Genomic DNA, 13,674 nt, shown 5'->3' with positions numbered 1-13,674 from the left:
ACAGGTTGCGCCAATAACCAGTGCCAAATGTTTCATTGAGAATTTCATGAGCATTTTCCTTTCTGTTCATCCTAGATGAACAAGGTACCCAGAACCCAATTACCCAAAACTTTCCAAACCATTACATACTTGTAATGAAAGCCAATTCACCAACACGCTCTGATAAATTACAGAAAAGACAAATACGGAGTCATGGATTGAATTTACTGATCGTCGAAGATGACGCGCACATCCAGCAGTTTCTCCAGCAAGGGTTCGAGCAGGAAGGTTGCTCAACCACGCTGGCAAAAACTGGCGTTGAAGGTCTCCACTACGCCACTCTGGAACATTACGACGTCGTGATTCTGGATTTGATGCTGCCAGAAATGGATGGCATGACCTTGCTCCGCCAACTACGGGGACAAGGCCACAACGTGCCCGTGATCATTCTCAGTGCGAAGCATTCGGTTCAAGAGCGCGTGACTGGATTACAATGTGGCGCAGACGACTACCTCGTTAAGCCCTTTGCCTTTACCGAACTGATGGCAAGATGCCAGTCTATTTCACGTCGCGGAGCCCGAGAACCCGCCTCTCCCACATCATTGAGTTTTGACGAACTCAGCCTTGATTTGATCCGACGCGAACTGGTCAGGGGCGAAGAACGTATATCCCTCAATAAAAGAGAATTTGCACTCGCAGAGCTTTTTCTCAGAAATCCAGAAAAAGTGATGTCGAAAACAGCCATTCTTGAACAAGTGTGGGGCTATCAGTTCGATCCCCAAACTAACGTGGTTGATGTGCTCGTTTGCCGGCTGAGGAACAAAGTCGACAAGTCCTTTGACCATTCGCTGATACACACGATACGAGGAGTCGGCTATGTCCTCAGAAAAGAGTGTTAGCCAGTCGCTATCCAAAACACAGCGCCACTTGTTCTTGCGCTTTGTCCTGGTGCTTACGCTGTGCTTGGTGTTCGTTCAAATCACCATTGCAGTGATGTTGCTTTATGGGTCTTATCGCAATGACGTAAAGCTACTCAGCTCAATGCAGGCCGAGTATCAACGGATTATCACTTTCAACGACGACAAAAAATTCCTTCATGTCATCACTTCCAACCCACAGCGATTGGAAGAAAATCAAATTGCCATTTTCTGGCAGGCCGATAATCAAAAAGAGGTAAAAAGAATCGGAGGGTTTGACCTGCTAGCCCCAACCAAACCCTTGAATACCTATCTAGCTAATGGAAGAAGCTGGATAACCCAAGTGACCAGCGTGCCTTATATCTCCTTACCTATGCAGGCAAAAACAGGAACCTATTGGATGGTGCAGCCTACCTTGGTACATTTTCCGACCGTGTTCAGCGAATGGACGAGGATTGGCATGGCCTTAGCCTTGTTAGCATTCGTCTGTACGGGCTTTGTCTGGAAGCTGATCCACTCAACGCTTGCTCCGCTTTTCTCGCTTGCCCACCAGTTGGATGAAGCCAGTATTGCGTCACTCGACACTTTATATATTGCTTTTAATGTCTCTGAAGGAAACAAATCAGGGCAGCTTTCTGCGATGAGCCAAAGCATCAACAAACTGTTGACCAGACTGAGCATGGTGATTGAAAGCATGGAAAATACGCTTCACGCCATTGCCCACGATCTACGAACACCGCTGTCACGCATCAGGCTATCTGCAGAAAGCGCGCTGATCGGCTCCAAGTCCCAAACCGAGAACGAAGCAGCTTTAAAAGCTGCATTAACGGACTGTCTGGAATCATCCGAAATTGCCAGTCAAATGCTGACAACCTTAATGAAAATTAATGATGAAGCGGCAGGTCGAAGCATGCCCTCTTTTCATTCCATTGATGTCAAACACACCTTAGATAAGGTGGTGGAATGGTACGAGGAAGCCGCGGAGGAAAAATCAATTACGCTCATTATTGACTGCCCAAAAGGTCAACAGTTGGTGAGTGATGAAAGTAAATTGATTCAGGTGCTTGTAAACCTTCTTGATAACGCCATTAAGTTCACGCCTGAAGATGGAACCGTTGTGCTCGCATACGAGGTGGACGCTAAATCTGCACGCATTACGGTCAGCGATACGGGAATGGGGATTGCGGAAGAGCATCAATCGCTCATTTTTTCACGATTGTTCAGAACAGAACAAAGCCGCTCAACAGAAGGCTATGGACTTGGGCTGTCGTTAGCCAAAGCAATCACGACGACAATTCGAGGAGAACTCAGTGTTACCTCAGAATTAGGAAAAGGCAGTATTTTTACCCTCTGTTTCCCACAAAAAAGAGCAGCCTAAGCTGCTCTTTTCTTCAAATTACTCTTTCGTGAGTCAAGCAAGAACACCCTCACCCTTTTCGTTCATTGACTCCTGATGGATAGCCATCAGTTTCTTCGAAGACTCGCTGATCATTTTCACTGGTACGGTAGCAAAATAAACCGAAGCCAGAATCACCATCATTGGGTCGGCATACACCGCATATTCTTCCAGACCACTCATCATCAAACCTGCGGCCACCAGGAAACCCAACAACACGGCAGCACTGATCACTGTATCCATCAGCCATTGGCTTGATTCTGCTTTCAGAATCGCTGAAGGACGTTTACCGGATTGTTTGCGCACCGCCATGTAGGTTGCCAGACAACCCACCACATTGATCACACCAAACACCAGCGCAAAACCTGCGTTGACTTCACGGCCACCGTCAAACATGGCCTGCATTGCTGAAGCGAATGACACCAGACAAACAATGCCCACCACAAGGCCTTTAGTGAGAACCACCAGCGATTCAATCACTGCAGCCTTTCGCGCAGATACTAGCTTCTCATTTTTACCTGATTTTTTCACAGGCTTACGAATGTACATGGTTGCTGCAAGCGCCATCAGAGAAAGAGCCAGACTGACAAGAGAGTAAGCGCCATCGAACACAATAACCATAGATCCCGCCCAGATGCCCAGGCCGATACCCATCGCTGCGAAACCTAAACAAGCAAGGGTAGAAAACTTCAATAAGTTACGTTCTTTCGTATATTCACAAGACATAAATCCCCACAAAGTGACAAAAATTTTGACAGTAGCGAGAATAACCAAACCACCTCTTACCATTTAGCGCAGTTCTTATTGGCTTAAAACAGCCGTTTATACGAGGTAATTTGGGTATTCCTTAACGCTCTGGAAACACAATAACCGCTTTGGACAAAATCAAAGAGTTGCTGAGCGACAACTTTTTCGTCACCAGGTCTTTTCACTGAAATATTTAGGCGTAGAATCAATTTCCACAAGATTAATGAAACGGTATGCAGATATGCGTAGCAGCCAAATAGAAATGTTTCTTACCGCAGTTGAAGAAGGCTCGATTGCCGGCGCTGCCCGAGAGCTCGACAAAAGCCGCACCACGGTGAGTGCGGCGATCAGCGCCTTGGAAGACAGTTTAGGTGTTGAGTTACTTGCCCGTTCCGGTAACAGCGTAAAACTGACGGATGTTGGCCGAATGGTGCATGACGATTGCGAACGCCTTTTGCAAGCCGCTGTGGATATCGAAGCAAAATGCCGACAATTCGAAAGTGGCATTGAATCTGCCCTCCGCATCGGCCGTGATGATGCACTGCCGGAATCATTCTGGCGCGCCACCATGCGGGAAATTCAGCAGCAGTTCCCCGATTCCAGCGTTTCGATTTACGTGGCTCCCCCACCAGAGCTTTACGAAATGGTGGATGAAAACATGGTAGATGTGGCTTTCGGCCTGTTGCCAGAAACCCGCGCCTTTGGCCGCATTAACTCAAAGAAACTGGGTCAGGTACGCATGATGTCTGTGGTGCGAAAAGATCATCCATTGGCGTCGATGAAACGTATACAACGTGCAGACTTGGAACGGTATACCGAAATCACCCTCGCTTACGTGGATGACGAAGGCCTTAAGGCGCTCGACCCAATCTCACCACACTACATCGCATTGCCATTTTACGAGCACCTTCGAGATGCGGTGTTGGACGGTTCAGGTTGGTCAAATGTGCCATCTATGCTGTTGAGGAAGTATCTTCGTAGTGGCACGTTGCAGGTCATGCGCCATTCCAACGCGATGCAATGGCAACCTTATGGTGAAATTACCGCCATGGATGCACGTGGCGGTGCACTGACAGCCTGGCTTTCAGACAGGTTGGAAAGTTTTCTCGTGGCAGATGCAGAGTAAATAAAACAATTGTCAGTAGATAAAACAATTGTCAGTAGATAAAAAGTTTGCCTCAAAAGGGGAAGGTGCGAATAATCTCATCGACAAAGTAACAGGAGAACAGTAACAAGCATGTCTAACGCATACCCGATCGGTACACCAGGTCAACCTTGGGGCAAAAAAGAAAGAGTTCAGTGGTTGCACACTGTAAGCATCAAACGCAGCTATCAAGAAGAAGTGCTTGGAAAAATCAATGCACTAAAAGATCGTTTCGATGTCGAGCAATACGGCGCGCTATCTTACAACAAGGCTCGCTATCCACAGTTCGGTATTCGCAGCCGGAATTTCGAGACTTCCAAACCTACCATTTTGATCACGGGTGGCGTGCATGGCTATGAAACCAGCGGTGTTCATGGCGCACTGAAGTTTCTTGATACAGAGGCACTAAACTACACCGAGCATTTCAACTTGGTGGTTGCGCCGTGTGTCAGCCCTTGGGGTTACGAAACCATCAACCGATGGAACCCGCAAACCGTCGACCCTAACCGCTCATTCTATGAAAACAGCCCTTCAGAAGAAGCGGCGAATGTGATGGCTTGGGTAAAAGGTCTGGGTGTGGAAATCTTCACCCATATCGATCTGCATGAAACCACAGATACCGACGAGTCTGAATTCCGCCCTGCGCTGGCTGCGCGTGACGGCAAGGAATATGAACCAGATACGGTGCCAGACGGTTTCTACACCGTTGGCGACACTGACATGCCGAACACGGAATTCCAAACCGCCATCATCAATGAAGTGCGTAAAGTCACTCACATTGCGCCAGCCGATGAAAATGGCAATATCATTGGCACTCCGGTAGAGCAGGAAGGCGTGATTAACTACCCAACAAAGAAATTGGGCCTGTGTAGTGGCTTTACCAATTGCCAATACGGTACGACCACAGAAGTGTACCCAGACAGCCCGAAAGTGACCGACGAAGAATGTAATGATGCGCAGGTTGCTGCTGTTCGCGGTGCGTTAAACTACCTGCTTTCTGTTCGATAACAGCCACTTCAAACGCTCCTCATAATCGCACTCCTTCAATATTGAAGGGGTGTGCTCTTGTCAATGAGACGGCACAGCTGTAAAGCTTCTCGCTACACTGCCATTTTACCCAAGGATGGTGGTGAAAATGCCCAAGAACAAAAATACGTCTAAAGTCATACACTTTATGGAAAACTGCGTGCTGGTACTGATTGTGATCGCCACAATCTATGCCATTGGCGAAGAAATCCATTTAGTCATCGTTAACCGCACCGTATCAGTCGGCGATCTTCTGCTGATGTTCATCTACCTCGAAGTACTTGCCATGGTGCATAGCTTCTTCGAATCTGGGAAAGTACCCGTCCGCATGCCACTTTACATCGGAATAGTTGCACTGGCGCGTTACCTTATCCTCGACATGAAAAACATGGATGACTGGCGGATCCTGTCTATCACTTTTGCTGGTCTTATCCTCGCCATTACCGTGTTTGTTATCAGAATCGGCCATATCAAATTCCCCTACCCCAAAGTGCCGGGTGGTGAGGAATAGAAAAACGCCTTTTCTGATCGAGTTCGCTCGCATAGCCACAAGAGCATGTTGAAAGCCTCATGTGGCTATGCATAACTGATTTTTCTTAATCCACGCTAGGGGCTGTTGACCTTTGGTGATGATTTTTGCAGCAGTTTGTGGGGGCTTTATACAAGGCAGAGGCTTCGATGTGTAGCTAGCCTACATGAGAAGCCGATAACGCAGCAGAAATTCCCCACAAACGCTGCCCGAAGGGTTCTGCCCTAAGCGTTTTATGCTTTGTTGAGGTGTATTTGCTTAGAATAACTAGGCGGCACACACCTCGCCGCGCCTAAAACGCTTAGGGTTAGAACAAAATTTAACCACCAAAAGTCAACAGCCCCTATCCACTCAACAAGGCTCAATAAAAGAAAAATCATTGATGAATGTTTTGGTAAGGAATGCATCGCTCGAGGATGCCAGTAACATCGCCCAAGTCCATGTTGACGCATGGATACAAACCATCGAGCAATCAACTTTTACAACAAGCTTGGTTTTGAAGCGACAGGGAAATCCAACAAGGAACGCAGTGGGAATAGCACACTGAATGATTTAGAAATGGTCAAACGGCTAGATATCTCTTGAGAAGCTCGCTGTAAAGCAGCGAACCAAAAGGAACTGCAATGCAAATTACCCTCCGCAAAGCCACTGAATCTGATATGGATTTTCTTTTCGAATTCAGAGACCTGACGATGCGAAAGTACCTCGAACAAGTCGGTATGCCAACGTCCAGAGAGAATTACGAAGCACGGATTCGCTACCAGTTCGACTGCGCAGAAATCATCGAGTATTCAGGCAAGCCGATTGGTTTGATAAAAGCCGCGTATTGTTTAGAGACCAATATGTGGAAGCTGATTCAGATCCAGGTTCACCCTGACTATCAAGGCAGGGGTATTGGAGAGAGTGTAATTAAAAACCTATTGGGTGTTGCTAAAGAAACGAATACGACTGTCCAATTAAGTGTTATCAAAACCAATCCAGCACAACAACTCTACTCAAAGCTCGGCTTTATTCGTATTGAAGAACTTGAACAAGAATTCATAATGATATGTAAGCCATAATTCGTGTTCATCTCTCTTATTAGTGCTTTTTATTGACCTAGCCACACAACACTACCAACTCGAATTTGAAGCAATTTCTAAATTCAAGTTTACAATTCTTTTATACACTTGACTTCCACCTCAAAAAAACCACCAAATTATTCACCCAATCAAAGCGACACCTATCTTTTGCTGTATGGAATAATAGACATAAGAATTAACTAAACCAGCGAAAGAAAAAGCCAAATTCTACAAGACGTTATCTAAAGATAGACTCTATGGCGACCAGAACTCCAACCTCAATGAGCCATAAAATATTTTAATTCAACTACTTATATAGACAAGCAATTATAATCCTCCCCCATTGATTAAAATAAATTATCACCGCCGATTAGAATAAGTTGTCACCTTTAAAAGTAAAAATTTAAAATTAACAATTTACAACCCAATGCTTTATTAATGAAACACAAATGAATTTAAATCCTCGTTCTCAAAATAAAAACAAGAACTACCCATCTCGATTGTTAATTTAAACCCTCTACATCAGGACAATAATAATCAGGAAGAAAATATGCCTTCAACTATGTTGGATTCTACAGATAATTCATCAAAAACCAGTGATGAGACTTCAGCGCAAACACAATTTCTCTATTCAGCGGATACCATACTCTCTCAGTCCGGTACTGAAGGTGCCGATGCCATCGAAGGCACCGATGGTAACGATTTCTTATATGGGCTCGGTGGCTCTGATTTACTATCTGGTAATGCTGGAGATGACTTTATTGATGGTGGAGCAGGCCACGATAGTATTCGCGGTGGGTCAGGAAATGACCAAGCTTATGGCGGCGAAGGAAATGACCAAATCACAAACAGCGAAAAGGCTGTCGGCGGTGCGGGCAACGACATGTTAATCGGCAATGTCGACGCTAGCTACACTTTGATAGGCGGCGCTGGCAGAGATTGGATTGAAGGTTATGGAAACGACACGCTCCGCGGTGGCTCAGATAACGACGTTCTGATCAGCCTAGGGAACCAGGACAAGGCATTAGGTGGCACGGGAGACGACGCGTTACTTGTTGTCGGCAGCCTCGGTCAGGGCACCCACCTTTGGGGCGGTGATGGTAATGACTTACTGGCTGGTAACCACAACGACCAACTGCTGTTTGGAGGTTCTGGAAGCGATACTTTCTTCTTTGGAGCTAACGTCTTAAATAGAGATTTGTACTTTACCTTAGAAAAAGGTACCGATATTTCGATAAGCTCAGGCCACGATCGAATTGTTGATTTCGAACTCGATAAAGACGTGATCAGTATCGATAATCAAATTGCCTCGGACTTTAGCGAACTAACGATCGACCAGGTAGGTATGACTACTGTCATCACGCTTTCTGAAGATTCAACAATCACCTTAAATAGCACTGATGCGACTTCTCTGACTTCTGCACACTTTTCGTTTAATGACGCCATCGTTCACAGTGGTATGGTGAGCTATTCACAAAATGCCATTGATAGGTTCTTAGCGTTTCGCTCAACCGACAATCAATTCGTCGAAACTCAGTCAGGGATTAGTGGCCCCAGAGAATTCCGTTACACAGATGCAGGTGACGGCAATGATGCGCGTTTTGCAAGCGACGTCTCTACTGGCGGTTTAGGTGAAGACACTTTCGTGTTTAATGTTGAGGGTGGTGACAATTCGCCGCAGTATATCACCGACTTTCAACCCGGTATCGATCATCTTCGATTTAATGCCGACCCCGACCTAGAAGGTTTGAATGTTGACGCCTCATCATATGCCATTGATGTTACTCAGGATGGTGATAATACGATTGTGTCGTTAAATGGAAAAGAGACTGTTCTGATGGGTGTAGATGCGTCAGATTTCTCCATCGAACGTGACATTTCCTTCAACATATCGGCTCCACAGTACAGCGGCCTTCCTCAGCAAAATAATGTTTTTGTCGGAGGGAGTGGTGATGACGCTCTCAATGGCTATGACGGTAATGACAGGCTGAGTGGTGGTAGAGGTGATGACATACTCATCGGTGGTGAGCATGGCGACGTCCTAAAAGGAGAAGATGGAAACGACATTCTTGTCGCGGGTCCCGATAATTCCAGTGGTTACAACAACGATATATTGAATGGCGGGAACGGTGATGACCAGCTTTACGCTGGCTTGGGTAGTGATACCTTAACAGGTGGTCAAGGTGCAGATACTTTCTATATCGGTGATTGGAATGCCTCCACCACGGGGGTTGGTAATACAGAGTTTATTGTCACCACATGGCGTTCTGGCGACTATGACCATACAATCCGAGATTTCAACGCCACTGAAGACGCTTTGGTGATTTCTCATCGCGTTTTCGGAACCCAAGACATTGATCTGTCCTCATTGCAATTCGCTCAATCTGGTTCTGACACTGTCATCGATATCGCCGAAGGTCATTCTGTGACACTACTGAATACAGATATCTCGGAATTAACCTCTGCGAATACTGAATTCTTCCTGAACGGCAATAACGTTGTTGGCACTGACTTCAATGACCATATTGAAGGGAGTGGTGTGTTAGATGGAGGAAAAGGCAATGATACGCTGCAAGGAATCTGGAGCAATGACTTGCTGACAGGTGGTGAAGGTAGTGACATCTTCATGTTCCATCATACGACACAGTTCGAGAACGACATCGGACACGACACCATTACAGATTTTGACGTGAATGAAGACTTCATTGCATTCAAGCTTCATGAAGCAACACTGGATTACAGTCAGCTGCAAATCTCCCAGCAAGGCACCGACACTGTCATCGAAGCAACGGTAGATAACGCTTCGAATGAAGAGCCGTTTACCATCACACTGAGCAACACTGACGCTGCGTACCTAACAGAAGATCACTTTATATTCGGTTAATCCGTGAAACTAACTTTGACGTCATTTAGGAAAATCCCACGCAATCGCGTGGGATTTTTTATGTGCATCGAAGTCATTAGCCAAAACAACAAAGAACTCATCATGGCGTTCAGGCCATAAATCGAATGTGACTCCCTATTCCCTGAACCCTCATACATTCACTTAACAACGCAATACCATCTAGCTCGCAATTGACGTGCTTTAAAATCTAGTCCTCATATTCTTCTATACACTGCCCACTCATCTTGCTGGGTCGAATGGTCACTCTCGAACCGATTTGCTCTCTTTGTCGTGGAATCAAAAGGCGTGAATAAATTGAATGGATTAACAGTAGATAAAATGGTCGTAATCACGAGCTGTGCAGTTTTGCTTTTGACTGTTTTCTTGCTGGGATCACCGAGTAGCGACCATTTGAAAGCAGCCCAATCTGGTTCTCCCAAGACAGAAGCTTGGGGGGTAGAGCTATTGGATGTAAAGACAACGCCAGTTGAATCTCAGCTGGACTCGACTCCCGCTATTAAAGCCTCTAACAATGTGCATCAACAATTCGTATTTGAATTAGAAAAGACAATGGTTAATTCATCCGATAGAGAAACACAGTTAACGATGGCCCATAAATAGAAGCGTTTCTCACCACAGCAAATCAACGAGGCACGGCGCCACTTCCACAAAATCGTATTTTTCCAAGTTTTTTCAGGTCTTTACTTAAATCTCCGCAATAGGTATTTAGGGGGGAATTAGTAAAAATCGGGCCTTCAGTGAAACCTAGATCGACCTGAGTTTTAAGAAGCGTATGTTTACCAGTTCACTAACCTATCTTCTTCAATATCACGGTTAGTGTTAGACGCCTCTTTCTTCAAAGAATAAGACGATGCTCTCTCATAAGATCTCAGTGAGTCCATAGCTGCGCACCAACCTACGTCTGTTGGCAGTGGCGTTGCGTCCGCGTACAGTGGAAATAAATTATTAGATACATCCGTTCCCAAGATTCTTTCTGCGACAAAAGCAGCTCTTTGCTCGACATAACGATCCGCAAGCCTAGCTCTTTGGCCCCATCCAATGACATAGTCGTCACACGATGCGTTGTCTCTGTCTTCTGGAACGCTAACAAAGGCGACATCTGACACAGCATAATATCTCTTTAACATCATCAGAGATTCTAACAGCATTGCGACATCTTCTTGAGGCGTGTAATAGCTGTACAAATCCTCCGCACCATCGTAGTTAAAAAAGACGCCTGCATATGAAGGTTCAATCGAGCGGATGAATTCGCTTGCGTTTGCGCCTCCAAACATCACATCAGCAATTTCCCGAAGCGTATCATCAGTTAGCGGTATACTGCTTTCCAGCTCCTGATGCACTGGCGTGATGTCATTCATCGCTTCACGAATAGTTCCGCTATCACCAAGAGAAGACAATGAATCATGTGGTAAATAGTCATTCGCATGAGCAAGTTCATGAGCTAAAAGCCTTAGCAATCCCGGCGCGATTTGATAAGAAGAACGCGACTCATAAGTGTTTGTCCTGAAAGTATTTGACCATGTTACATAGTCGCCATTCCAGTCGACATAACGCCTAAACGCGTCAAACCTAAGTCCATCTCCATAGTCGGAACGAAAATCATCTTGTTTAAAAATAGAGTCCCATTCATCTTTATTGCGCCAAAGATAGCGAGGATCGATATACATAGAAGCGGTAAATGAGTGATAAAACGAAGGACGGATATCGTAACTGATTACAATGGCGTTAACTGATTTGAAAAGGTTATTGAGGTCCGGAGACGAAATGTCTTCCATTGCTTCGAGAAAGCTTTGCGCCATCCAGTCATGTGAAACCACAAGGCGAGACTCAATGTCAGAGAGAGAAACTGAGGAGGTCGAAACACCTAATGGTTTTATCTCACTCAAGCTGCACGACTCATCGTTTAGAAAAGCCTTTGAGCATGAAACCAAGTTAGGTGGAGAGTTTGTAGAAAACGCCGAGAGGCTGTTCAAAGAAGGAACGCCATTGACGTTGACAGATGAACCTCCATCGTCTGGCGTATTTTGTGGACGTTCATTAGAGCCGCCCCCGCCACCACATCCGAGAAAAAGAGAACAAGAAGCTAAAAAAACTAGCTTTGGTACTGATTTAAATACTGCCATCTGCGTCATCATCCATGAAATAAAGGTTCTTCCGAGCCAGATATAAGCCTGCTGCTTAATTACTGATCAATTGCCTTCTAATTAGACAGCATACGGTATGCACTATCTGGCCTCATCTTCCTAAAATGAGACGCACTGTAAATTAAAATACCGACTGTGACTCAGTTCATCTTTTGAAAAGAATTGAGTCACACGACAAATAGTTTGGGGGGCTCGGTCAAAAGTAGAATCTTATCAACTACCCCTAAACACCAACGAATCCAGCGCGCCCATTCCACTGTGAACGCCGCCTTCCGTCACTTTGGAGGATTTGCTGCGGATGAGGTATCCGGCATAGCCGTCATTATCAACCACTGGCTCTCCATTCAGGTGCACGGTGAACAAGCCGATTTCACTAATCAAATCATCCACCACATAGATTTCGCCTTTGCGCACCAAATGCGCTGGCTTAACTCTTGGCTTTGGGTGGAGACGGCGCATCAATGCCCAGGCTTGGTATTCTTGTGGATCGAGCGTTTTTAGCTTGGCGATAATGTCATCACCGAATACACAATGCCCGCCACCTTCTCCCTGATTTTTCAGCACCCAGTCATCCACATCGCTTTCCGCCACAAGCTGGGCGCTGTTTTCGTCAACCGCGACCATCTCACCGAGGAAATGCTTCACGGTCTGCGCTTCTTCTTCCGTCAGCCCGAACTGCATCAAGGATTCTGCAGATGCTGAGGAAAGTAGCATTTGAACACGTTTGCTGGTCGCCAATTGCTGGCTAACCGTTGCGTTCACCGCCACATGGTGCTTTTCAATCATCACGCGGGTTTGGGACAACGCTTCACAGCAGGCGACATCAATGATGTCATGCGCCACATAATCGCTGAACTGATAGCCCGCGCGCAGGTAAACACAATCAATCGGGCCAATCCCGTCTAACAATAAGCGATGTCCTTTACCGGTAAACAGCCCATCATAGAGTTCACGGAAGGTACGACGCACAGTTCTTATGCCGCGGGCTTGCAGTGCATGTTCCAGTAAGTGTTGGTCATACACATTGTCTTCATGGTCTTGCACCACCATCAAAAACGTTGGTCTGCCTTCGTCACCAAAGTGCGATTTGATTGATTTGGTTGCCGTCGCGACGCCGTCTGCCAGCCCTTCCAGAGCGCGGTTTTCCACCAACTCCCCGTGGTTTTCAGCCGCCCATTCTTCATAGGGCGCAGGCCACTGAACCGTCAGATAATCATGCAATTCATGGATTCGCTGACCAAACGGCCCCATACCCGCTGCGATACCATTGAACTCCACCAGCTTCGGGCCAAGTTCGGCGTCATCCATAAAATCACTGCGCATCATGAGCAGCGGAACCCGGCGCGCAGGTTCATCACCGCTGTGGATTTGCTGGTGCATTTTTAACAACGCGCGGAAGAAGATATTGCCCGTCGTAATAGGGGAAATCGCGTGATGAAGAAAATGCGAATCTTCCGACACCGCATGCACCAGTTTGCCCAGCAAGTGAACGGAAGAGGTCAGGTGCTCATAGCGGGATTGATCAATAGCCGTCGGTGTAAGAGTAAATGCAGGATGCCTTGCAGAATCCGCAGTTTGTTTGAGTGCCATTCCATGGGTTAAGGCCCATTCAACCGCTTCATTCTTCGCTTTTTCAGTATTTCGGTATGCCATGATTTCGCCTCGGCTTATCAATGCGCCGCGCAGAACTGGCGGCTATTACCCCGTTATTTGTTCCACCAACGCATAATTCAAGGCCTCAGATTTCGCTCCCTGTTCAAGTGCATGAAATCTAGGCAAGTGTTTCATACTCGCAAGTCGCTTTATCTTTTCCTTTGCGTTTTTCC

General features: G+C 46.2%; 11 protein-coding genes. 8 read left to right on the top strand and 3 right to left on the bottom strand.

Going from position 1 to position 13,674, the window contains the following annotated elements; genetic code table 11:
- Nucleotides 1–197: 197 nt before the first annotated feature.
- Together G5S52_RS05785 and G5S52_RS05780 are read left to right on the top strand one after the other, a co-directional pair.
- Nucleotides 198–878 carry a response regulator transcription factor gene (locus G5S52_RS05785; RefSeq protein WP_165012203.1) on the top strand — a complete coding sequence of 227 codons (681 nt, stop codon included), beginning with the start codon at nucleotides 198–200 and terminating at the stop codon, nucleotides 876–878.
- Nucleotides 856–2,274, top strand: a complete 1,419-nt coding sequence (locus G5S52_RS05780; protein WP_165012202.1) for a sensor histidine kinase — start codon at nucleotides 856–858, stop codon at nucleotides 2,272–2,274. Before G5S52_RS05785 ends, G5S52_RS05780 begins: the two co-directional genes overlap by 23 nt.
- 33 nt (nucleotides 2,275–2,307) lie before the next feature.
- Here G5S52_RS05780 and G5S52_RS05775 read toward each other — a convergent pair whose 3' ends face one another.
- Complete coding sequence (locus tag G5S52_RS05775) at nucleotides 2,308–3,018, bottom strand: cation efflux transmembrane domain-containing protein (RefSeq protein WP_165012201.1); 711 nt, start codon at nucleotides 3,016–3,018, stop codon at nucleotides 2,308–2,310.
- 262 nt (nucleotides 3,019–3,280) lie between these two features.
- Between G5S52_RS05775 and G5S52_RS05770 the strand changes: the two genes are divergently transcribed.
- From G5S52_RS05770 to G5S52_RS05745, 6 genes are all read left to right on the top strand, one after another.
- Nucleotides 3,281–4,165 carry a LysR family transcriptional regulator gene (locus G5S52_RS05770; RefSeq protein WP_165012200.1) on the top strand — a complete coding sequence of 295 codons (885 nt, stop codon included), beginning with the start codon at nucleotides 3,281–3,283 and terminating at the stop codon, nucleotides 4,163–4,165.
- A 111-nt stretch (nucleotides 4,166–4,276) separates the two neighbouring features.
- Nucleotides 4,277–5,191: a M14 family metallopeptidase gene (locus G5S52_RS05765; RefSeq protein WP_165012199.1), complete on the top strand. Its 915-nt coding sequence runs from the start codon at nucleotides 4,277–4,279 to the stop codon at nucleotides 5,189–5,191.
- 127 nt (nucleotides 5,192–5,318) lie between these two features.
- Nucleotides 5,319–5,720 (top strand): phosphate-starvation-inducible protein PsiE, encoded by a 402-nt coding sequence (locus G5S52_RS05760; RefSeq protein ID WP_165012198.1) that lies wholly within the window; start codon nucleotides 5,319–5,321, stop codon nucleotides 5,718–5,720.
- A gap of 641 nt (nucleotides 5,721–6,361) precedes the next feature.
- Nucleotides 6,362–6,799 carry a GNAT family N-acetyltransferase gene (locus G5S52_RS05755; RefSeq protein WP_165012197.1) on the top strand — a complete coding sequence of 146 codons (438 nt, stop codon included), beginning with the start codon at nucleotides 6,362–6,364 and terminating at the stop codon, nucleotides 6,797–6,799.
- Nucleotides 6,800–7,349: 550 nt separating this feature from the next.
- Nucleotides 7,350–9,683 (top strand): calcium-binding protein, encoded by a 2,334-nt coding sequence (locus G5S52_RS05750; RefSeq protein ID WP_165012196.1) that lies wholly within the window; start codon nucleotides 7,350–7,352, stop codon nucleotides 9,681–9,683.
- 306 nt (nucleotides 9,684–9,989) lie between these two features.
- Nucleotides 9,990–10,304, top strand: coding sequence for a hypothetical protein (locus G5S52_RS05745; RefSeq protein WP_165012195.1), 315 nt, complete (start codon nucleotides 9,990–9,992; stop codon nucleotides 10,302–10,304).
- 176 nt (nucleotides 10,305–10,480) lie between these two features.
- On the opposite strand, the gene G5S52_RS05740 is transcribed toward G5S52_RS05745, so the two are convergent.
- Together G5S52_RS05740 and G5S52_RS05735 are read right to left on the bottom strand one after the other, a co-directional pair.
- Nucleotides 10,481–11,827: a hypothetical protein gene (locus G5S52_RS05740; protein WP_165012194.1), complete on the bottom strand. Its 1,347-nt coding sequence runs from the start codon at nucleotides 11,825–11,827 to the stop codon at nucleotides 10,481–10,483.
- A gap of 234 nt (nucleotides 11,828–12,061) precedes the next feature.
- Nucleotides 12,062–13,501: a glutathione synthase gene (locus G5S52_RS05735; RefSeq protein WP_165012193.1), complete on the bottom strand. Its 1,440-nt coding sequence runs from the start codon at nucleotides 13,499–13,501 to the stop codon at nucleotides 12,062–12,064.
- Nucleotides 13,502–13,674: the final 173 nt, after the last annotated feature.

The sequence above is a fragment of the Grimontia sedimenti genome (assembly GCF_011045095.1).
In the GTDB taxonomy this organism is placed as follows: domain Bacteria; phylum Pseudomonadota; class Gammaproteobacteria; order Enterobacterales; family Vibrionaceae; genus Enterovibrio; species Enterovibrio sedimenti.
This window is presented reverse-complemented; position numbering and strand designations above follow the sequence as displayed.